Origin of the sequence: Streptomyces sp. S07_1.15 (genome assembly GCF_020739505.1) — a bacterium.
Classification (GTDB): domain Bacteria; phylum Actinomycetota; class Actinomycetes; order Streptomycetales; family Streptomycetaceae; genus Streptomyces; species Streptomyces xinghaiensis.
Genome location: NZ_JAJBZK010000001.1, coordinates 5,911,199 through 5,930,164, shown reverse-complemented (window position 1 = coordinate 5,930,164; position 18,966 = coordinate 5,911,199). Strand labels below are relative to the sequence as shown.

Here is an 18,966-nt window from a genome sequence, read left to right as displayed (position 1 = left end):
GGGTGGCAGGGCGGTCTGGAGGGGTCATAGGCCGCGGGCGTCGGCGAGGCGAGCGGCCTCCCCGAGCACACGGACGGCGGCCCACCCATCGGTGAGACACCGGTCGTTCGCGTCCGGGACGGATCCGGCGCCGGGGAAGCGTCGGCGGATCGCGTCCAGGAGCACGGCCAGGGCGTCGGCCTCGGCGCGGGCGGTCGGGGCCTCCGCGCGCACCGCGCCGTACAGGCAGCGGGCGCCCTCGGCGTCGATGAGGGCGCCACGGCACCACCCGCCGTCGGTGAGGCGGCGGGCGGCCCGCTGGAGCGCCGCGGCGGCCGGTGTCGGGTATGGCGTCTCCTCCGGCTCGGGGAGCTGCACGGGGCCGGTGATGACGTCCTCCAGGCGGAGCACGGTCTCCGGGGCGGAGGCGTCGACGTCGAGGGCGAGCGCGGCCAGCTCCAGGCGGACGGTCATCGCGGCGTCCGTCGCGGCCATGCGGGCGTCGAGGTCGGGCACCGCCTCCGGGACGGGCGGAGCAGCGTGATCCCGGGCGGGTGCCGGGGCGGGCGGGTGCATCGGATGTCTCCTCCAGGGCGGGCATACGGAGAGGCCCAGACCATCGGGTCCGGGCCTCTCTCGGGTGGTGACGGGGTGCTAGTCCGGCGTGATGTTGATCGCGCCGCAGTTCCAGCACTCCCACTCGGTCGGTAGCTCGTAGTGCGTCGTCGTCCAGAACCCCTTGGGCGTGCCCTGGACGGTGCAGTCGGCAAGGCACCGCCAGCACTCGAACTCGAAGTCCTCCATGCGTCGCGTCTCCGTCCTCCAGGTGCGGAGGCACCAGGATGGAGGGAGACACTGACGGCCGTCAGTCAGTCGGGGGGAGAGCCCACCGACCGTGGCCGGCCTTCACCACACGGCCCGTCTCGGCGAGCTTCGACAGGGCGTTGTCGACGGAGCCGGAGGCCGGTCCGTCCGGCTCCCCGACGCCGACCGCAGCCCGGATCTCCCGGGTGCGCAGCGGCCCATCCGTGAGGGCGGCCAGCACCAGGTCCGGCAGCGTGCGGGGCGGGGTCGGCACGGCGGAGCGCCGGGGCGCGGCCGTCTCCTGCTTCCGGGTCCTCTTCCCGCCGTCCTCCTGGTCCTCCTCGGCGGCGTACGGGTCCTCTCCGGCGAGGAGGCGTTCCGCGGCCTCGAGGGCGATGGCGTACGCCTCCTGGAAGACCCCGTCCTCCTCCGGGGTCAGGCCCGGGATCGGCGCGGACTCGTACAGGTTGATCAGGCCCGGGAACGCGCGGTTCTCCTTCACGGCCTTGAAGGTGCGCATGGACGCGGCCCGGCCGCTCTGCAGGTGCCAGGCCCGACCGGCGGTGATCGGCCCGGGGGGCGTCTCCTCGCCGGACCATGCGGCCTCGACCTCAGCGGCGGCCGACCCGAAACACTTCGGGATCGGCGTGACCTCCGTGCCGTCGGTGACCATGTCGGCCGCCATGGACGCGGTCATGGTGGAGTTCACCCGGCCGAGCCACACCGAGCCGTTCTTGGCGTTCGCCCGGATCTTCTCGGAGTCGCCCAGGTCGGTGAGGTGGATCGACTGACCGGCGAACCGGATGCCGCCGAGGAACTTCCTGCCGGTGAGCTGGAAGTGCCCGATCAGGCCCGTGACCCACTTGCGGTACTCGCGGGGGACCTCGGCCTCCGCCCCCAAGACCTTGTTGATCTCGTCGATCGTGATGTTCATGAGCTTCCACGGGCGGCCGATCTCGCAGGCGCCCCAGCCGTTCGCGGCGGCGATCTGCTCCCGGTAGTCACCGACCGCGCAGGCGGCGGCGAGCGTGGCGCCGACGGCCGCGATGCCGGCCCCGAAGTGGTAGACCCGGCCGCGGGCCTCCGGCAGGCTCATGCCGTTCTGCGCGTCCGCGACGATCGAGACGACGCCGCTGATCCGCTCCGCCGCGAGGACCGTGTTCAGGGTGACCGACTTGCCGGAGCCCGGGGCGCCGACGATCAGGTCGGTAATGGCGCCGAGCTCCGGGTCGTACAGCGGCCACCGGGCCGGGCGTCCGTCGTGCTGGAGCCCGAGGACGATCCGCCCGGTCGCGTCCATCGTCAGATCCTCCGGCGTCGCCTCCCGGATGTTGATGAGCGGGTGCTCCCGGTAGACGGTGACGACGCCGCGGGCCATGCCGTCGGTCTCGACCATGACGAGGTCGGGGTCTGCGACGTCGAGCGCGCGGGCCAGCTGCACGCGCGGCAGGCGGATCATCTGGCTGTCCTCCGCCTCGACGCGGATCACCAGCCGGTCGTCCTCGATCCGGTGCGCGACGCGGTGCATCCCGGGGGCGATGCCGTTCCTGGCGGCGACGCGCTCCGCCCACACCTGCTCGATGACCTCGTCGGGCGTGAGGGCCTGCCGGGCGCGCTGCTCCGCGAGGGAGGGGGCGACGCGCACCGCGAGACGGCCGGGGCCAGCGCCCGGGATCTCCGCGACATCGACAGCCGTCACGGGAACGTCGAAGACGGCCGCGACAGCACGTTCGTTGACCGACTCCGGCACGGCCTGCCCGGCCGGGGCGAGGATCACGGCCTCGAAATCCGGCCGCTCCGGGCTGTACTGCCGGACCTGCGTGAGCGTCGTCCCGCCGGTCGCGGGGGAAGCGGCCCACAGGCGGGTGAGGCCGTCCGCGTACGGGTCGACGGCGGCCGGGGCGGGGAGCTCCTGGGCGACCGCGGCGCCCTGCTCCTCGATGACGGCCGGGAGCTCTTCGGCACGGTGCCGGATGCTGCGTGACCGGGTCCACGGGGCGGCGAGCGCTGCGGCTCCGGCGGCCAGGAGCGGGGCGGTGTACTCCCACCAGGCCGCGCCGGGGGTGATCAGGGCGGCGGTGTACGCGCCGGAGATCCCGAGGGCGGGGAGGGACCGGTACGCGGTCGTGAGGAGGCGGGCGCCGTCGGCGTCGCGGGTGCGGGACCACAGGCGCCACAGGGTGCCCGCGCCGAGGGCGACGGCTCCGGCGTGCAGCCACAGGGCGTCGGTCTGCGGGCCGATGGCGGCGGTGATCCCGGCGGCGGTGTAGGCGGTGCACTCGACGGCGGCGAGGCGGCGTGCGGCCGTCGCGGAGAACGGGGCGGGCGCGGCCGGGGCGGTGGGCTGGACGGTTTCGGCGGTCACGGTGCTCCTCCAGGTGGTGAACGGGAACGGGCCGCGCCCGGGTGGGGGCGCGGCCCGTGATGGGGGGTGGTGCGGTCAGCGGGTGCGGTAGAACCCGGGCTTGGCCTGGCGGACGCCGGAGGCGTTCACGGCCTCGTACACGCCGCGGTACTCGGCCTGGTGGGCGTCGCCGAGCCCGCGGGCCTCGTGCTCCATGACGTCGGCGGCGCCGGCCACCTCGCCGGAGGCCTCCGCGACCGCTCGCAGCGCGGCCCCGGCCTCGTGCACCAGGCCGGTGAACTTCGGCTCGACCTCCGCCGCCGCGCACTGCTCGGCGAGGTGGTCCGCGTCGGCTGCGTCGTGCTCCATGCGGCGCTTGAGCAGCCACAGCCCTTCTTTCAGCGCGAGGGCGGAGGCGGTCAGCGTCGCCACCTGCCCCATCAGGCGCGTGAACGAGGGCTTCTCGGCGCGGTCGGGCAGGTGGACGGTGTACGGCTCGATCTCGGAACCCATGTCAGTCCTCGTTGTGGATGCGGGCAGAGGGCATGTGGAGACCGGCGTCGGTGGCGGCCTGCTGCACCGGCCGGTAGGCGTCGTGCATCTCGTCGTGCGCCAGCTCGACGGCCTCCGCCGCACGCAGGGACTCGCCACGCATGTGGTTCGCCCGCCGCACGAGGAGGTCCATCGCGTCGGACAGCCGCGCCAGTGCCGCCGCGGTGAGGCGGCCGATGACGTTGTGCCGGGTGCGCAGCTCCTCCGCCAGGTCGAGGAGCGCGGCCTTGAGCTCGGACGCCTTCCCGGCGAGGCGGGCGCACTCGTCGTAGGTGGTGAAGCAGTGGCCGCGGGAGGCGGCGAGGTGGTCTAGGACGTCATCGAGCGTCACGTCCGTCATGTGCTCGGCGGCGACCCCGTTGGGGGTGCCGGGGAGCCGTACAGCGGGGCTCACGGCGGTTCCTTTCGGTGATGCGGTGGTGCCCGGCCGTGGTCCGGCCGGTCGGTGAGGTGCGCGGGGGAGACCGCGCACGGTGTGGCCGACGGCTCCGGCCGGGGTGCGGGGCCGTGCCGGTCCGGTCGGGCGGTCGGGCCACTCGACGGTGACCGTCGGGCCCTCGTCGGTGGCGTCGCGCATCGCGTCGTCGGCGCTGCGCCGGTCTCCGCGCGGGGGCGGTGTCCAGAAGTCCCCGCCGCCCGTTCCCGGGCCGCTGGCGGCGTCGTCGGCGTCAGGGCCGGGCCCGGCGTCCTCGGGGCCGTCTGCGGTCGTCTCCGGTCCGCTGGTGCCCTCGGTGGCGCCGGTGTCCGGCCCGTCGCGGTCAGTGCCGTCGTGGTCCGCGTCGCGCGTGCGGGAGAGGACCGGATCGTCCGGGTCGTCCCGGCGGGAGCGGAGCCGGTCGGAGGCACGGCGGTACGCCTCCTCCCCCACGGCCTTGCCGAGCGTCACCCGCTCGCCCCCGGCCCCGGCCTTGCCTGTCGCCCGGTCCTTGCGCCCCTCCCTGGTGGCCTTGCCCGGCCCGGCGGCGCCCGGGGAGGAGCCGGAGCCCTTCCCGGTCCTGCTGCCCGATCCGGTGCCCGGCCGTCCGCCGGCCTTCCCGGCGAGGTCGGCTTTCTGCTGGCGGGCGGCGCGCTTGTCGGCGGCGGCCTCCCGGGCGCTGCGGCGCTTCGCGCGCTCCATGGCGAGCTGCCCGAGCGTGCCCGGTGACCGGCCGCCGCCCGACCGGGAGCCGGAGGAGGAACCGGCCTTCCCGTTCCCCGTGCCGCTGCTCCCCGTGCCGCCGCCGCTGCGGCCCGACCCGGGCGAGGAGGAGCCCGGCCCGGCCTTGCCGGGCTTCTTGCCGCCGCCCGGGGAGCCCGGTCCGCTGCGGCCCGTCGACGCGGAGCCGGTCGGTGTCCCGCCCGGCCTGGAGCCCGCCGGGGAACGGCCCCCGCCACCGGAGCGGCGTCCGAGGAGACCGACGCCCGACCCGCCGGAGCCGGAGCCGCCGCCGCGGTGTGAGCGGCGCCCGAACTCCTGGGAAGACGGCACCCGCCCGCGCCCGGGTGCCGTCCCGGCGTCCGGGTGCGTCCGTGCCTCAGCGAGCTTCAGCCGCGCCTTACGGAGCGGTTCGGCCTCCGCCGCCCGCTCCATGCGGCGCTGCCGCCAGTCCTGCACTGCCCCGGCCGTGCCGCGCAGCGCGGCGAGCGCCACGGCGAGGATCGCGGAGAGCCCGAGGGCGCCGAGGCCCGGCGCCTGGTGCTCTCCGTCGTCGGGCGGCTCGCTGCGGAAGGTGGCCGGCACCGCGCCGGGCGGCGTGGCCGGGGGGAGCGGCAGCGCGGCCGGGGAGAGGGCGGCGAGGGAGCCCGCGGCCGACCGCCGGTGGTGGCCCGGGAACGGGTCCGCCCCGCCTCCCCCGTCGGGAGGCGGGGCGGTGGGCGGCGGTGCCGGGGGCGTCGCCGGAGGGGTGCCGGGGAGCGGCGGGAGGCCCGGCGGGCCGCCCCCTCCCCGGGGCCTCATGGTGATCACGTTGCCGTCGTCGGACATGGTGCCTCCCTTGACAGAGGGTGACCGGATGGGGCAACCTCGCGCGCCCGCGCGCCCGAGCGTCCGCGCGCCCGCATTACACACGCGAGGCGGCCCCGCCGGTGATGATGATGAAGATGAAGACGCGGCCCGCTACTGCGAGTAGCGGGCCGCGTAGTTCTCCAGGGTGAGGATCAGGTCGTCCCACGCCTCGGTTGTGCCGGTCCGCCGCTCCTCGGCGGCGGCGACTGCCCGTGCGTGGTCCCACCAGGAGGCGGCGACGCCCCGCGGCCCCCGGGCGGCCTGCGTCGCCTGCCGTGCCTCGTGGTGACGGCGGCGGTTAGCGGCGGACCGCTCCGCCGGGCTCGGCATCGTCGTCACGGTCACGCGCCCTTCCTCTGCTGCTTCCACAGGTCACCGAGCCCGCGCGGCCCGTCGGCCGGAGCCGGGGCCTGCGGGGTCTCCTCGGCCGGGGCGGCGGCCGCCGCCGTCTTGTGCAGGCTCTTGGCGGTGATCTCTCCGAGGGCCTGCCGCCGGTCCCCGCGCTTGATCGCCTTGGCCTCCCGCTGTCCGGGGAGGGCGGCGACGTGCGCGACGTGCGTCGCGTAGCTGGTGCGCAGCTCCTCGGCGGCCCGCTCCGCCCGCCTCGACGCCTTGACCAGCGCCTTGAGGTGCTTCTCGACCTTGCGGGACCGGCGGACCGCCGACCGGCGGCCGTCGCCCTCGACGTGCTGCGAGCGCAGGTGTGCCTGGAAGCTGGCGAGCGCGGCCTCGTAGGCGCGGGCGTCCTCGCCGTGCTCGCCCTGCCGGTCGTACGTCCAGGTCGACAGGGCTTTCAGGTTCAGGAGCCGGTCGTAGTCCAGCTCCCGGCGGTTGATCTCGGTCACGGTGCTCCTCCTGCTGATCGTGGGGTCGGTCGGGGGTCTGGAGGTCCCACAGCCGCACCCGCCGGGGCGGGGGCGGCAGCAGCAGCGCCAGACATGCCGGAGGGCGGCACCGGCCGTGTGGTCGGGCCGCCCTCCGGCGGGTGTTCGTGCTGGTCAGTCGTCGTCGCAGCCGCAGGCGCAGCCGGGGCCGGCGCACCGGCCGCAGTCCTGGCAGGCGGAGCAGGTGCGGCAGTGGCCACAGCCGCGGTTGTCGACGGGCCAGCACCGGCAGCCGGTGGGCTGCCACGGGTCGGGTGAGCCGAACAGCCCGAGTTGCCCGGGGACCGGCTCCGCCGTGCGGGCCGGGCAGCGGACGGGGCGGCGCCGGGTGCGTGCCATCACGCCGCCTCCCCGGGCCGGTAGCCGTCGGTGAGGAGTGCACCGGCCTCCTGCCGGTATGCGGAGGCGGTGCCCATCGACACGCTGTAGGTCTCGGCGATCTCCTCCAGGCGCAGGGCCTCCGGGTCGCCACCGGCGGCGAGGATCTGCCGGGCGAGGCGGCGGACGGTGCGCTCCCTCGGGGAGAGGCGGGCGGCGTCCTCCAGCTCGACCGCGCGCAGCTCGATCTCAGCCGCGCGGTGCCGGATTTCAGCGGCGGCGGCCTCTGCTTCAGCGGCGGCCTTCCGGGACCGCGCGGCGGTGGCGCGGGCCTCCTCCGCCCGGGCTTCCGCCGCCGCGGTGCGGTCGTCCTCGTTGGCCGTGAGGCGGCGGGTTTCAGCGGCGGCCCGCTCGATTTCAGCGGCGGCGGCGGCGGTTTCAGCGGCGGCCTTCCGGTCGTCCGCCGCGCGCCGCTCGTCGGCGGCGGCCCGTGCCTTCGCGGCGGCGGCCGCGGCGGTCTCTTCCGCCTCCGCCTCGGCGCGGGCGGCGCGCTCCGCTGCTGCTGCCGCGGCGGCGGCGCGGGCCTGCACCTGGTGCGTCTCGCCCTCGACCTCGTGCCGGGCGGCGGTCACGGACCCGGCGGCGCGGATACGGGAGCGCTCGAGGGCGGCGGCCCGGTCCTGGGCGCGCTGCTCCTCGGCGGCGATCCGGTCGGCCTCGGCTTCCCGGCGTCGCTGCTCGCGCTCCGTGGCCTCCTGCGGGAGCGCCAGGGCCTCGTCGATGGTGAGGCCGTACGGCGCCATCGTGAGCGGGAGGCGGGCGTCTGCCGGGGCCTTCCGCGCGCTGCCGTGCTTGCGCTCCAGCATCACCCGGTACACGGTCAGGGCCTGTTCCCGGGCGACGGCCTCCGCGTACGTGGGGACGTCCCACAGCCGCATACGGCGCCACATCGCGAACGTGCGGATCGGGGCGAGGATCCAGCGGTGCAGGGGCACGCCGGGCCGCTCCCGGCCGTCCTCGAGGGCCGTCATGCGGATGATGAGGCGGCGGCCGGCCTCGACGGCGGCGATGAACATGAGCGGGATGACGCCGTGCATCCCGGCGCCCACCGGGTCCTCGCGGATGGACTGGTCCCCGGAGGAGGCGTTGAACCAGACCGTGGCCAGCGTGAACGTGTGGGCCAGGAGGCGCAGCACGGGCCACGGGGTGCGGCGGCGGATGAGGAGGAGGTCCAGGGCGAGGAGCACGACGATCCCGGCGTCCAGGCCGATCGGGAAGACGTACGCGAACCGTCCGAGGCCCTTGTCCTCCCCGAGGTCCCGGAGGGCCGCGTAGGAGCCGGTGAAGCCGATCGCGGCGAGGGTCGCGCCGCCGACGACGGCGAGGACGGTCACGAGGCGGAGCGTGGCGGCCGACCGGTCCGTGCCGGGCGCCGTTGAAGCTTCGGCCGGTGCGGTTGAAACCGGCGCGCGGGGAGTTGAAGCGGCGGCGGGCGGGGCCGCTTCGAGCGGCATCGTTGCGGTACTCATCGGGTCCTCTCAAAAGGTCCGGGGCGGCCGTGGTTGAAACCGGCGCGCGGGGAGTTGAAGCGGTGAGGGCCGCCGGTGAAGCCGGGGCCGGGCGAGGGCGGGCGGACGGCCGGGGCGGGACGGTAGAGGGGTGCCGGGCCGGGCGCGGCCGGGGCGTGGTTGAAGCTGCCCCGGCCGCGGTTGAAACCGCGCTCAGTGGGGCGAGCTGTCGGCCGCCGTGCCGTGCTCGGCTGTGTCCTCCCGCTGCTCCTGGTCGTCGTCGGTGTCGAGCCGGAGGATGGCGGCGAGGAGGTCCCACGGGCGGCCGGGCTCGATCCCGCGTGAGCGGCCGTCGAGGTAGAGGCGGCGCAGGACGCCGAGGGCGATGGCACCTCGGACGGAGGCGCCGGCCTCGGGGTCGGCGGCGTCCGTACGGAGCCGGTCGAGATCGGCGCGGACCCCGGCGAGGTCGGTCTCGCGCTCCCGTGCGGCGGCCAGCTCTGCGCGGGCGTTGTCGCGCTCCCGGCTGATCCGCCGGATGGTGCCGTGGAGGCCGTCGAGCTGCCCCTCCAGGGCGATGTACTCCTGGTGCCACTTCTCGGCCTCGTCGCTGTAGGTCTGCACGTCCCGGTCGGCGTCGGCGGCGTCCTCCTGCAGCGCGCGGAGGGTGCTGGTGCGGATGATGCGGAACACGGTGTGTGTCTCCCTCCCGGCTCAGGCGCGGCCGGTGATGTAGGTCAGGGCGGTGTCGATGGCGTCGCAGGCGCGTTCAGTCCAGGCGCCGAGGCGCTTCCCGAACCGCTCGTCGTCGGCGGCGGTGACGCGGTCCTCCAGGTCCGACAGCCGGTGGTCTATGCGGTCGACCAGGCGGCCGGGCATGATCCACGGCCGTCCCAGGAGGCGGCTGATGGCCTCCTCCGTGGCGTAGAGCGGCAGCGCGGCCAGGCAGGCGAGGACACAGGTGATGCGGAGGCGTAGGAGTGCGATACGGCGGTGCATGTGGTCCCTCCTCGGGGCAGCAGCGGGGCCGGCCACCCGGCGCGGTGTGCGCCTGGTGACCGGCCCGGGGTGCGGTTCACGCCTGATCGGCGCGCTTCTCGATCTCGGCGCGGGCGGCGTCGGCGGCGGATCCGGCCGCCTCGGCTGCCCTGAGGCGGGTGCAGGTCTCCTCAACGAGCCGCTCGTGCGCGGCGTCCTCCAGCCACGCGGGCGGCTCCTGCTGCTGGTGCTGCGGTCCCTGACGGGTGGTCATCGCTTGCCTCCCGCCCGGACCCGGCGCAGGGCCTCGTCCATGTCGGGGTCGGAGTCCGTCGGGGCGGCGTGGGCGATACGGTCGTTCATGCGTTTCGTCTCCTCCAGGTGATGGGCGCAGCGACGGCCCCCCGGGCTCACGGCGTCGGTAGCGCCGCCGGGGGGCCGTCGTCGTCATGGATGGGGTCGGTTGCTCGCAGCTCGCTCGGCGGCGGCGAGGAGGGCGGCCCGGCTGATCTGCCGGGTGTCCCAGGTGAGCGTCAGGCGTCCGGCGGGCCGGGTGACCCGGACCGGCTCACCGGCGGGCAGGGGCCCGCAGACGATCACGATGGGCGGCTGTGGTGCGGCCTGCACGGTGCGGTGCCTCCGGTGGTCAGGCCGCGACGGCGGCCGGAGCGCTCTCGGAGGCGCTGGGGAAGGTGACGACCTCGGCGGCCTCGGTGACCTCCGTGATCCGGAGGGAGGGGGCGCAGGTCCGCATGGGGACGTCCCCGAGCCCGAGCCGCGTATAGGTGGCGCGGATGGCCTCGAGGTCGGGTGTCTGCCGGGAGGACGGGACGCGCTCCACGATCCAGGCGCCGTAGCGGCCTGCGGGGAGGCGGTCCAGGATCTTGCGCGCCTTGCGCTTGCCCCGGTCCCCGGAGCGGGCCCGGTCGGTGGCGGCCGCGTAGTCGGCGGCGGCCTCCTCGATGACCTCGGGCGCCGGCATCTCCTCCGGGGGGAAGACGTCGGCCGGGTCGGCCACCTCCGGCGCGTCGGCGCGGGAGCGGACCAGGGCGGCCGGGGACACGGCGGAGCGGACAGCGTCCGACATGGCGCGCAGGACGCGACCGAACCGGCGGGCGGGGCGGGGGGTGTTGTTCATTGCGCTGCTCCTCCAGGTGCTCGACGTGAACCGGCGCGGCCCGGGTCGGTAGCCCGTGCCACGCCGTGCGACGCGCGTACGCAAGGCGTACGGCGTCCGTGCCCACGGGACGGAATCGAACCGTTCTGACCAGCGACGTCTGTAGTTGCTGGACTCCCTGCCGCGGCTGCTCCGCCATCGCTGGCGGTTCTCCGGCGCCCCGCGCTGTGACCCGGGGGCGCGTAGGGCCGGAGCCGGTAAGGAACTCCGCTTGCCCTCCCCTGTTCCGGCCGGGGCGACCTCGTATGAAGCTCTCAAGACCCCGAGATGAGGCCGCGGGCGCTTCCTTAGGACCGGGTCCGTACCGGCCGTCCGGGCGCGTCACCCCTTAAGTAGAGCACTACACTTAATTTAAAGCAAGCACTACACTTGCAGCAGTGTCAGCCACTCAGGAGGGAACCGATGCGGAAGCGAAAGGGCCGGGCAAACGGGCAGGAGGCAATCGCCGCCCACTACCGGCAGAAGATCGAAGACGGGCAACTCAGGCCCGGGGACGCGCTCCCATCGATGCGGCACGTGTGCGAGCAGTTCGAGGCATCGATCACGACCGTGAACCGGGCGTTTCGCATCCTTAAGGACGAGGGTCTGACGTCCGCCAAGCCAGGAGTGGGCACGGTCGTACGTGACCGCAGCCGCGCCCGGGTGCCGTTCAGCGCGTACGAGGCGGCGCTACGCCCTGACGGCGACCGGGGGCCGTGGGAGCAAGCGACCGCCGCACAGGGCCTCGACGGGCGCATGGAGGTCCGGCCGCCGGTCGAGGAGCCCGCGCCGGAGGACGTTGCGCATGCCTTCGGCATCTCCCCGGGGGCGCCGGTCATTCGGCGTCGCCGCCGCGCGATGATCGGGGAGGACGTCGTACAGCTCCAAGACGCCTGGTACCCGCTCGACATCGCCCGGACGGCCGGACTCGACGCGCCGGGGAAGATCACCGGCGGTGTCCTGGGCGCCATGGTCGGGGCCGGCCTCCTGCCTTCCGAGACAGACCACCGCGTCACCGCATGGGTGCCGACGACCGAACAGGCCGCCGAGCTGGCCCTGGGGGAACGCACGGCTGTGCTCGTCGTGGAGCGGGTCACCCGCGACGAGGCGGGCCGGGTGCTGGAGGTCGTCCGGGTAACCGGCGCCGCCGACCGCCTGGAGCTCGTCTACGAACGACTCCCGCTCAACCGCCCGACGAAGAGGAGCACAGGATGACGGACCCACGCACAGCAGCGCTGGAAGCCCGCGACCGGGCGGACGCCGAGCTTCACCGCCTGGCCGTGGTCGAGGAGCTGCACGCCCGGTCGGGCCTGGTATACGCCGCGCTCGATGAGGGCGGCCCGTACCTGGTCTCTTGGAACGGCCGCCTTATCGGCGAGGTGCACCAGGAGGGCCCGGGGGCGCTGCGGTGCTGGCGGCCCCGCCCCTACGGCGACGACGAACAGCTGCAGCCGGGGCAACGGGAGGACGTGATCCCGTACCCGACGATCCGGGCCGCAGCCGCCGCGCTCATGCCGTCCCAGGAAGGCCGGCCACGCTGACCGCGGGGCGCTCTCCGCGCGCGGCTACGGCGTGGCAGTTGGCAAAGAGGAGTTGTAAAGGTTAAGACTCACGACGGGTGAGCGCCTGGTGCAGCTCGCCGACACGTACATCCCGGGATTCGTTGCGGAGGCGGCCCCGGTCGTCGCCCAGTTCGACACCGGCACGGGCGGGATCATCTCCCGCATGGCTGACGCGGGCCTGGCACAGGCGGACGTCGTGGAGGACGTGACGCAGGTGCCGGCGACCGCCGACCAGACGGCGGCCTTGGGCGTCCAGGACGGCGCCCCGCTGCTGACCATCACGCACGTGGGCCGGACCGAGGACGGCCGCCTTGTAGAGGTCACCCGGCACGTCCTGGGCGAGGGCTGGACGCTGCGGTACGGCGTCCCGCTCGACTGACATCGCGACACGACCCGCCCCCGCTCCGATCGTCTCGGAGCGGGGGCGCTGGTGCTGTCTGGCCAGGAATCGGAGCGGCAGGGACCACGTTGTCGGGCTCACTGGTGGCCTTCAGAGGGCACCGCTGGGCGCCAGCGAAACGCAACGGAGGCCCGGCACCACCACGGTGTCGGGCCTCCGCCAGTCGCGTCCGCCGGTCAGTAAGCCCGGGTCACCACTCTTCGTACGGCGGCCGGTTGTGCACGGCCCGCCCCTCCACGTCCTCCAGGGCGTCCGTGGCGTCCTCCCCACGGGTGAGGCGTCCCACCAGCGAGGCGACCCCGGAGAGCGGGTTGTAGAGCAACACCATGGCGTCGTCCACGACCGGCAGCGGGTCCGGTGCCGAGCACAGGTTCATCGCCACCAGGGGTCGGCCTTCCGTCGCGGCCCGCACCTCTCCTGCCGGGACGGCGAGGAACCCGTTCGCCTGGAACACGACTCGCCGCATGAGGTCCACGTGGGGCAGCCCGGAGTCCGGGCGCGGTCCGCGCGGGCCCTGGTGCAGCGGGAAGGCGTAGCGATACTGGAGGATCGCGGCCGCGTCGGCCAGCTCGGCGGCGCGCCCGGTTCCGCCGGCGAACTCGGCAGCCAGGGCGCGCACCTCCTCCAGCAGCTCGGCACTGCTCATGTCCCGGTATCGGTCGCGGTGGTCGGCGGTCGTCATCGCTCCGCCCCCGTCTCCTGCTGCTGGGAGAGGGCGGCAAGGGACTCCGTGTCATGTGCCGTCACGTGGCCGCACGGCCACGGGTTCCAGCGGTGCCCCGGCGGGGCGGGCCGGGGGTCCACCTCGTACCCAGCGCCCGTGATGCGTTCCACGGCCGCGGCCCGGTGACCGGCGCATGCGTAGATCACGCCGTGGTGGGTGCCGAGCTTCCCGGGCCCCGGGGTGCTGGCCTCCACGATCAGCGAGGCACCCGCCTCGCACTCCCATCCGGTGTGCCCGTCCGCCGACGCCGTGCCCGGGTTGCTGCGCAGCTCCTCTGCGTAGCGGCGGGTGGACTCCTTCACGGGCTCCGTGGCGTCGGCCTCCTCCACGGCGACCGGGGCCGGCGGCTCGTCGTCATCCCGGCCGCACAGAGCGAGCACGGCCGCGTGCGCGTCGGCGTCCAGCCCGAACGGCCGGATGCCCTCGGCCTCGTTCCTCAGCCAAAGGTCCCGCTGCCCCTGTGCCCACCTGCGCAGCAGCTCCCGGGCCTGGTCTGGCTCGACGTCCAGCGCGCGGGCCACCTCGTCCCAGGACGCCCCCAGCAGAAGCGCCTCGTGGACCCGCGTGCCGCGCCCGTGCTCAACGTCCCGGCGGATGGACTCCCGCAGGGCGAGCGCGGCCAGTGCGTCACCAGCCGTCCCGCGCTTCACCTCGTGCGGGAAGTCGGCGGGCAGCAGGTTATTCATGAGCCGGTCCGCGTGATCAGTGAGCTTGGCCACCTGCCATGACAGCGGCGTGGCGGCCGGCACCTGGTCCGGCTCCCGGACTTCTAGCGCGTTCCAGCGGGTGTGTTCGTCGGTCGTCATCTTGGTTTCCTCCTGGTGATCGCTTGTGCGGCCGTGTGCGGGTCTGTGTTGGATTGGCGGGCCCCGGGGGCCCCCGGGTCCGGGTCCGTCCTTGTGCGGGCCACAGGGCTCCGCCTCGGGGGGGCTCCGGCCGGAGCCCTAGAACGGGGCGGCGGTGGCGCGGGCGGTCTTGGCTGCTGCGATGGCGGCGCGTGCCTGGTCCAAGAGCTGGTCGGCGGCGGGGGCTGTCGCGTACCGGGTGCCGCTGCCGTATCCGGCGAGCGCCGGGTTTTCGGCGGCCATCTGCTCCCGGAGCCGTGCCGTCTCGGCTGCCTCCGCCGCGAGGCGGTCAGCGAGGGCGCGGGCCCGCTCCTCGTCCTCGGCAGCTGCTGCTGCCTGCTCGGCTGCCTGCTGCTGCTCCTGGTCGGCCAGGGCGGCGGCCTCGGCGGACCGCTGGTCGGCGCGTTCCTGCTCCTCGGTGGCCCACTGCTCGGTGAGGGCCTGGAAAGCGGCGGCGGCCTCGTCGGTGCACCGAGTGCACACGGTCCCCTCCGGGGTGCCAGCGGGAAGGGGGCGCTGGCAGTCGGCGCACTCCACGATCGGGGCGTGCCGGGTGGCGCGGCCGGTGGGTACCGGCAGCCCTTTGCGGCGGGCGTTACGGCGGTCGCGGCGGCGCATGACGCACGCGGTGCACTCAGCCTTGCCACCGAGGTGGCCGTCCTCGATGCCGTCTTCGCAGGACGGGTCCGGGCAGTACGGGGTGGGAGCGATCATCTCCAGGGCGACGCCGACCGGGGAGCGCAGGCCCTCGTCATGGAGGGCGACCTCGTAGCGATACGTCAGCCAGCGGCGGGCCGCGCGGTCGGTGAGCTGCTGCGGGGTCCGGGAGTCGAGGGCTTCCAGGACCGCCTTCCGGTTGCGCTTCGGGATGTGCCCATAGGGCAGGAGGGCGACCAGGGCGGGCGGAAGGCCGGCCTCCACCTCACGGCAGGCTGCGGCTTCGGCGTCGGCCTGTTCGTCACGCGGTCCCGGTACCCGCGCCTTCCCGCCGCCCGCCCCCGATGACGAGCTGGTCTTTCCCGTCGCGGCGGAGCCGCTTTCAGCCTCGCGCGCGCTACTACCCGCACCAGTCCTACGGACGTCAGCGGCGCTACGCGCCGAAGGCGCTGTGTCACCTGAGGAAGTTTCGTATGGGTGAGGTTCGTCTGTAGAAGGACCCCCATTTTTGGGGGTCCGGTGTCCCCCACTTCTGGGGGCATCGTGTCCCCCAATTTGGGGGGACACGGGCTGACCTGCGACTTTGACCTTTCGGCGGGCTTCCTTCTGCTGCCGCTCCGCGATCCGGACCGCGCGCGCCGCCCGCCGCTCCTCCTGCCAGTCCTGGACCCGGAGGTGACCAGCGAAGCCCGGCGGAGGGTTGAAGCGAACGACGTAGCGAGTGATCGGGATCTTGCGGACCGCGTCCCACTCCTCGATCACGCGGACGGCCCCCAGCTCCTCCAACTCGGTGATGTACCGGCGGACGCGGTCCGGGTGGGACGCGAGGCCGACGACGGCCGCGAGGTCGGCCTGAGTGATGACGCCGGTCACCCGCGATCCGGTGTCCCGGCGGAGGTGAGCGGCGAGGACGCTGTAGATCCGGTGGGCCCTGTCGCTGATCGCGGAGAAGGTCACCCACTCCGGGACCATCGTGAAGAAGGTCGGCCAGTCCTCGGACTCGACCCGGGTCTCCTCCTCGACCTTGGGGCGCTTCGTCATCGGGTACCCCCAGCGAGGGAGGCGCCGACCGTGGCGGCGGTACGGAAGGCGGGCGAGTGCGTCATGCTGGGGGCCTCCAGTAGGAAGCCGCTCGGCCTGGTCCCCAGGCCCCCGGAGACGACGGGCCGAGCGGTGTTCGTACCGGCGGCCCAAAACCAGCCCGGACTGTTGGCGCGGACCACGGGGGCCGCTAGGGTGTGGCGCATCGAAGGCGCTCCTGCGGAGTGCTTGGAGAGGCCCGGCGACTGTGAGAGGGAGCCGGGCCTTTCGCATGTCTGCTTGTGGTTAGGCGGCATCGGTGTCCGCCTCGGAGGCCGCGCGCTGCGCGACCTTGGCCAGGGCGGGCCGGAAGATCACGCGAAGCTCGGTGATCTCCGCTCCGGTGAGCGGGTGCCGGGATGCGACGAACTCGGCGATGAACGCCTCGGGGTCCTGGCCTGCGGCCGGTGAGCACCAGCCGTCCGGGGTGACGTTCACGCGGCGACCGCCCCGCCCAGCAGGGCCTCGACGTCCGCGCGCCGGTACCAGATGCGGCCGGTCGGGAGCTTGACGTACGGCAGGCCGATCCCGAGGGAGCGGTTGTTCGCGAGCGTCTGGAGGGCGTAGTGCGTCGCCGCCGACACCTGGCGGGGCGTCATCCACTCGCCCGACTGAAGAGTCTGGGGCGTAGGTAGGTGCGACATAACCGGGACTCCTGTCCACGTAATCGAGACAACTCACTCGGTAGAACCGGTAAGTATCGGAATTACGGCGACACTAGCAGTGATCTTCATTCGTCGCTACAACACACACACCCACCTCGGTAACCTCGACAGATATCGTCGCGGTTATGGCGACTGGACCCATGGACCTCGGCCCCACCTCCCGGGCCGTCGCGGACAATCTCCGCAGGCTTCGCGAGGCGCGAGGGCTGAGCCTCCGCGCACTCTCAGCCGACCTCAAGCGGCGCGGCCACAACCTCAGCGCCGACGCCCTCAACAAGATCGAGAACGGGCGGACCCCCGAGGCTGGAGCCGAGCCGCCGAAGAACGTCCGGCGCATCGACGTCGATGACCTGACCGCCCTCGCCGCGGCCCTTGGCGTGAACCCGAACGCTCTGCTGCTCCCTCACCAGGGATCAGGCAGCATCACGCTGACCGGCATGGGCCGCGTCGACGCGACGATCGTGTGGGCATGGGCCGAGGGCCGCCGCCCGCTCACTGTTCCCGAGGGCGACGACGGCACCGCGAGCGCCGACTTCCAGCGCTACGCCCGGCCTCTCGGCATCCGCAGCTACGACCGCTCACCCGCCAGCAAGGCAGCACACTTCGAGGACTCCGGCGGTCGCGGGTACTACCAGCGCGGCCGGGACGGCAAGCTGCACGAGGTCAGCACCGGCGAGCCGGTCGAGTTCGACCAGCACGGCAACCACGACGACTGAGCAGCCCTCCGACCGCGACCGGAACAACAACGTGGCCCCCGGGACATCCCGGGGGCCACTCCCGTACGGCATCCGCGCACTCAGTCGCCCGTCCGCACCCACTGGAGCTCGATGGTGCTCTGGTCGAACCCGGGGCCGCGCCGCGCCACCGGATGCACCCTCAACCTCAGCCCCAAGCCATCCAGGACCCGCCGCTGCTGGGGCACCTGGAGTGCCTCCCAAGCCTCCTCCGACCGTGGCCCCACGAGGCCGTCGAACGCGTCGAGGTCGAAGGCCGGCCGCAACCGGCGCGCCTCGTTCTGCGCGTCCGTGATCTGCGCCGCCAGCTTCGCCGTAATGCGCCGCAACTGCTCCCGGGTGATGATCCCGTCCGCGTAGTCGTCCGCCGCCGCCTCCTGGCGCGCCTTCAGCCCCTCCGCCCGCTCCAGGGCCGCCAGGGCCGCCGAGTCGTCGCCGCGGAAGACCTCGGCCGCCTCGGGCCGCGACAGCAGCCCCACGACCACACGCCCCACATGGCGATCGAGCGCTTCCTCGTTCCGGCCGACACAGCCGTTCACGTCGCAGACGTACGTCGGCTGCTTCCTGCCTCGCTTCGCGTTCCCCTTCGGCGCGACCCGGAGCACCGACCCGCACGGCCCGCACGTGGCGACCTCACCCCACGTCAGCAGGTGCTTCCGCGCGCCCGGCAGCTCCCGCACCACGGTCCGCTCCGCGAACAGGTTCCGCAGCTGCGCGTACTGCTCGTCCGTGATAAGCGCCGGCCACGCCGCCTTGTACTCCACGCCCTGGTGCACACGGAGCCCCACATTCGCCGGCCGCAGCGCGAGCTTCTTCACGCTGGTCTTGTTCCACAGCGACCCGTCCTCGTTCTGCCCGACCGCCCGCCGCTTGAGCTGCATCCCGGCGCCAGGCGACGGCACACGGCGCTCGTTCAGGTCAGCCGTGATGCCGATGAGACTGCCTCCGGCCAGCAGGCGGATGACGATCTCCCGGACAATCCCGGCCTGTACCGGGTCCTCGACGTCCTGGAAGCCACTGACCTGCCCCCGGGCGTCGTACTCGTACTGACGCCGCCACCCGTACGCCACGGCGCCGTTCGCCCGGCCCTCCTGTGCACGTTCGAGGGCGGCACGAGCCACCCGCTCACTCTTCACCTCGGACTCGGCGGTATCGGACTCACCAAGGTTGGCGAGCTGCGACCGGTCCGACGCCTTCGCCATGTTGAACAGGCCGCCCGACTCGAACGCCACCCAGCACCCCGCGTGCCGCAAGTCCTCAATCGCCTGCGCACGCTCGACACGGCGCCGCCAGACACGCGACGGGTGGTAGCCCGCGACGATGACACGGACACCCGGCTCCGTCGCGGCCTCGAGGGCGTCGGCCATCAGCCGGTCGTACTCGGGGCGCCCCTCACCCGAGTGGGCCGAAACGTCGTTCTCGATGTACTCGCCGCCGACCTCCCAGCCGTTCTCCTCGGAGAACGTGCGCAGGTCGCTCATCTGCCGGTTGACGCCCCGTCGGCGGTCGCGGGGGTCCTCGGAGATCCGCGCGTACAGGAAGACGAGGGTACGGCGCGGGAGCGTCTTAGTGTTCACAGGAGAGGACCCTAGGGCTTCCCCGGCGGCGTGGGCAACACCCACCAGGACCCGGAGGCCTTCGCGAGCCTCATCTCCGATGTGGAGTCGAAGCTCTTCGGTGAGCTGCCGGACGAGACGTGGGTCTACCCCGGCCACGGGCGGGACACCACGCTGGGCGCCGAGCGCCCGCACCTGCCGGAGTGGCGCGCCCGCGGCTGGTGACCGGCCGGTGC

23 protein-coding genes and 2 pseudogenes are annotated in these 18,966 nt (G+C 74.0%); 5 read left to right on the top strand and 20 right to left on the bottom strand.

Annotated elements, in window-relative coordinates; translation table 11 throughout:
* Positions 1-24: 24 nt before the first annotated feature.
* From LIX60_RS25420 to LIX60_RS25355, 14 genes are all read right to left on the bottom strand, one after another.
* Complete coding sequence (locus LIX60_RS25420; protein WP_227960933.1) at positions 25-555, bottom strand: hypothetical protein; 531 nt, start codon at positions 553-555, stop codon at positions 25-27.
* Positions 556-633: 78 nt separating this feature from the next.
* Positions 634-783 (bottom strand): hypothetical protein, encoded by a 150-nt coding sequence (locus LIX60_RS25415; protein ID WP_227960931.1) that lies wholly within the window; start codon positions 781-783, stop codon positions 634-636.
* Between the two features lie 61 nt (positions 784-844).
* Positions 845-3,148, bottom strand: a complete 2,304-nt coding sequence (locus LIX60_RS25410) for a hypothetical protein (protein ID WP_227962991.1) — start codon at positions 3,146-3,148, stop codon at positions 845-847.
* Between the two features lie 75 nt (positions 3,149-3,223).
* A complete protein-coding gene (locus LIX60_RS25405; RefSeq protein WP_227960929.1) occupies positions 3,224-3,640 on the bottom strand; it encodes a conjugal transfer protein TraB in 417 nt (138 codons plus the stop codon).
* A 1-nt stretch (position 3,641) separates the two neighbouring features.
* Positions 3,642-5,642, bottom strand: coding sequence for a hypothetical protein (locus LIX60_RS25400; RefSeq protein ID WP_227960927.1), 2,001 nt, complete (start codon positions 5,640-5,642; stop codon positions 3,642-3,644).
* A 132-nt stretch (positions 5,643-5,774) separates the two neighbouring features.
* The gene (locus LIX60_RS25395; protein ID WP_227960925.1) at positions 5,775-6,008 is read right to left on the bottom strand and encodes a hypothetical protein; all 234 of its coding nucleotides are present in this window, start codon (positions 6,006-6,008) and stop codon (positions 5,775-5,777) included.
* Entirely contained in the window at positions 6,005-6,508 is a 504-nt protein-coding gene (locus LIX60_RS25390; protein ID WP_227960923.1) for a hypothetical protein, read from the bottom strand. The genes LIX60_RS25395 and LIX60_RS25390 overlap by 4 nt, the downstream gene beginning before the upstream one ends.
* A 153-nt stretch (positions 6,509-6,661) precedes the next feature.
* Positions 6,662-6,886 (bottom strand): hypothetical protein, encoded by a 225-nt coding sequence (locus tag LIX60_RS25385; protein ID WP_227960921.1) that lies wholly within the window; start codon positions 6,884-6,886, stop codon positions 6,662-6,664.
* The gene (locus LIX60_RS25380) at positions 6,886-8,259 is read right to left on the bottom strand and encodes a DUF2637 domain-containing protein (protein WP_227960919.1); all 1,374 of its coding nucleotides are present in this window, start codon (positions 8,257-8,259) and stop codon (positions 6,886-6,888) included. The genes LIX60_RS25385 and LIX60_RS25380 overlap by 1 nt, the downstream gene beginning before the upstream one ends.
* A 327-nt stretch (positions 8,260-8,586) precedes the next feature.
* Positions 8,587-9,066, bottom strand: a complete 480-nt coding sequence (locus tag LIX60_RS25375) for a hypothetical protein (RefSeq protein ID WP_227960916.1) — start codon at positions 9,064-9,066, stop codon at positions 8,587-8,589.
* 21 nt (positions 9,067-9,087) lie between these two features.
* Entirely contained in the window at positions 9,088-9,372 is a 285-nt protein-coding gene (locus tag LIX60_RS25370) for a hypothetical protein (RefSeq protein WP_227960914.1), read from the bottom strand.
* Positions 9,373-9,448: 76 nt separating this feature from the next.
* Positions 9,449-9,625 (bottom strand): hypothetical protein, encoded by a 177-nt coding sequence (locus LIX60_RS25365; protein WP_227960912.1) that lies wholly within the window; start codon positions 9,623-9,625, stop codon positions 9,449-9,451.
* A gap of 173 nt (positions 9,626-9,798) precedes the next feature.
* Positions 9,799-9,978 carry a hypothetical protein gene (locus LIX60_RS25360; protein ID WP_227960910.1) on the bottom strand — a complete coding sequence of 60 codons (180 nt, stop codon included), beginning with the start codon at positions 9,976-9,978 and terminating at the stop codon, positions 9,799-9,801.
* A gap of 19 nt (positions 9,979-9,997) precedes the next feature.
* Positions 9,998-10,489, bottom strand: coding sequence for a hypothetical protein (locus tag LIX60_RS25355; RefSeq protein WP_227960908.1), 492 nt, complete (start codon positions 10,487-10,489; stop codon positions 9,998-10,000).
* A gap of 441 nt (positions 10,490-10,930) precedes the next feature.
* On the opposite strand from LIX60_RS25355, the gene LIX60_RS25350 reads away from it, so the two are divergent.
* The 3 genes and pseudogenes from LIX60_RS25350 to LIX60_RS25340 form a co-directional block, all read left to right on the top strand.
* Positions 10,931-11,722 carry a GntR family transcriptional regulator gene (locus tag LIX60_RS25350; RefSeq protein WP_227960906.1) on the top strand — a complete coding sequence of 264 codons (792 nt, stop codon included), beginning with the start codon at positions 10,931-10,933 and terminating at the stop codon, positions 11,720-11,722.
* Positions 11,719-12,048 (top strand): hypothetical protein, encoded by a 330-nt coding sequence (locus LIX60_RS25345; RefSeq protein ID WP_227960904.1) that lies wholly within the window; start codon positions 11,719-11,721, stop codon positions 12,046-12,048. The genes LIX60_RS25350 and LIX60_RS25345 overlap by 4 nt, the downstream gene beginning before the upstream one ends.
* A gap of 82 nt (positions 12,049-12,130) precedes the next feature.
* A pseudogene (locus LIX60_RS25340) lies at positions 12,131-12,448 on the top strand (UTRA domain-containing protein); the annotation flags it as partial.
* 211 nt (positions 12,449-12,659) lie between these two features.
* Here LIX60_RS25340 and LIX60_RS25335 read toward each other — a convergent pair.
* The 5 genes from LIX60_RS25335 to LIX60_RS25315 form a co-directional block, all read right to left on the bottom strand.
* Positions 12,660-13,151 (bottom strand): hypothetical protein, encoded by a 492-nt coding sequence (locus LIX60_RS25335; protein WP_227960900.1) that lies wholly within the window; start codon positions 13,149-13,151, stop codon positions 12,660-12,662.
* Complete coding sequence (locus tag LIX60_RS25330; protein ID WP_227960898.1) at positions 13,148-13,999, bottom strand: hypothetical protein; 852 nt, start codon at positions 13,997-13,999, stop codon at positions 13,148-13,150. The genes LIX60_RS25335 and LIX60_RS25330 overlap by 4 nt, the downstream gene beginning before the upstream one ends.
* Positions 14,000-14,137: 138 nt before the next feature.
* The gene (locus tag LIX60_RS25325) at positions 14,138-15,736 is read right to left on the bottom strand and encodes a hypothetical protein (RefSeq protein ID WP_227960896.1); all 1,599 of its coding nucleotides are present in this window, start codon (positions 15,734-15,736) and stop codon (positions 14,138-14,140) included.
* A 285-nt stretch (positions 15,737-16,021) separates the two neighbouring features.
* Entirely contained in the window at positions 16,022-16,213 is a 192-nt protein-coding gene (locus LIX60_RS25320; protein WP_227960894.1) for a hypothetical protein, read from the bottom strand.
* Entirely contained in the window at positions 16,210-16,419 is a 210-nt protein-coding gene (locus LIX60_RS25315; RefSeq protein WP_227960892.1) for a hypothetical protein, read from the bottom strand. The genes LIX60_RS25320 and LIX60_RS25315 overlap by 4 nt, the downstream gene beginning before the upstream one ends.
* 146 nt (positions 16,420-16,565) lie before the next feature.
* On the opposite strand from LIX60_RS25315, the gene LIX60_RS25310 reads away from it, so the two are divergent.
* The gene (locus tag LIX60_RS25310; RefSeq protein WP_227960890.1) at positions 16,566-17,156 is read left to right on the top strand and encodes a helix-turn-helix domain-containing protein; all 591 of its coding nucleotides are present in this window, start codon (positions 16,566-16,568) and stop codon (positions 17,154-17,156) included.
* A gap of 80 nt (positions 17,157-17,236) precedes the next feature.
* On the opposite strand, the gene LIX60_RS25305 is transcribed toward LIX60_RS25310, so the two are convergent.
* Complete coding sequence (locus LIX60_RS25305) at positions 17,237-18,751, bottom strand: recombinase family protein (RefSeq protein WP_227960889.1); 1,515 nt, start codon at positions 18,749-18,751, stop codon at positions 17,237-17,239.
* An 18-nt stretch (positions 18,752-18,769) separates the two neighbouring features.
* Between LIX60_RS25305 and LIX60_RS25300 the strand changes: the two are divergent.
* Positions 18,770-18,955 (top strand): annotated as a pseudogene (locus LIX60_RS25300) (MBL fold metallo-hydrolase); the annotation flags it as partial.
* Positions 18,956-18,966 lie beyond the last annotated feature (11 nt).

What these genes read in the sequence shown, in the direction of transcription:
- LIX60_RS25420 (WP_227960933.1), bottom strand. Translation starts at nt 555, where the DNA reads ATGCACCCGCCCGCCCCGGCACCCGCCCGGGATCACGCTGCTCCGCCC.
- LIX60_RS25415 (WP_227960931.1), bottom strand. Translation starts at nt 783, where the DNA reads ATGGAGGACTTCGAGTTCGAGTGCTGGCGGTGCCTTGCCGACTGCACC.
- LIX60_RS25405 (WP_227960929.1), bottom strand. Translation starts at nt 3,640, where the DNA reads ATGGGTTCCGAGATCGAGCCGTACACCGTCCACCTGCCCGACCGCGCC.
- LIX60_RS25400 (WP_227960927.1), bottom strand. Translation starts at nt 5,642, where the DNA reads ATGTCCGACGACGGCAACGTGATCACCATGAGGCCCCGGGGAGGGGGC.
- LIX60_RS25385 (WP_227960921.1), bottom strand. Translation starts at nt 6,886, where the DNA reads ATGGCACGCACCCGGCGCCGCCCCGTCCGCTGCCCGGCCCGCACGGCG.
- LIX60_RS25370 (WP_227960914.1), bottom strand. Translation starts at nt 9,372, where the DNA reads ATGCACCGCCGTATCGCACTCCTACGCCTCCGCATCACCTGTGTCCTC.
- LIX60_RS25365 (WP_227960912.1), bottom strand. Translation starts at nt 9,625, where the DNA reads ATGACCACCCGTCAGGGACCGCAGCACCAGCAGCAGGAGCCGCCCGCG.
- LIX60_RS25355 (WP_227960908.1), bottom strand. Translation starts at nt 10,489, where the DNA reads ATGAACAACACCCCCCGCCCCGCCCGCCGGTTCGGTCGCGTCCTGCGC.
- LIX60_RS25350 (WP_227960906.1), top strand. Translation starts at nt 10,931, where the DNA reads ATGCGGAAGCGAAAGGGCCGGGCAAACGGGCAGGAGGCAATCGCCGCC.
- LIX60_RS25345 (WP_227960904.1), top strand. Translation starts at nt 11,719, where the DNA reads ATGACGGACCCACGCACAGCAGCGCTGGAAGCCCGCGACCGGGCGGAC.
- LIX60_RS25335 (WP_227960900.1), bottom strand. Translation starts at nt 13,151, where the DNA reads ATGACGACCGCCGACCACCGCGACCGATACCGGGACATGAGCAGTGCC.
- LIX60_RS25330 (WP_227960898.1), bottom strand. Translation starts at nt 13,999, where the DNA reads ATGACGACCGACGAACACACCCGCTGGAACGCGCTAGAAGTCCGGGAG.
- LIX60_RS25325 (WP_227960896.1), bottom strand. Translation starts at nt 15,736, where the DNA reads ATGACGAAGCGCCCCAAGGTCGAGGAGGAGACCCGGGTCGAGTCCGAG.
- LIX60_RS25315 (WP_227960892.1), bottom strand. Translation starts at nt 16,419, where the DNA reads ATGTCGCACCTACCTACGCCCCAGACTCTTCAGTCGGGCGAGTGGATG.
- LIX60_RS25310 (WP_227960890.1), top strand. Translation starts at nt 16,566, where the DNA reads ATGGCGACTGGACCCATGGACCTCGGCCCCACCTCCCGGGCCGTCGCG.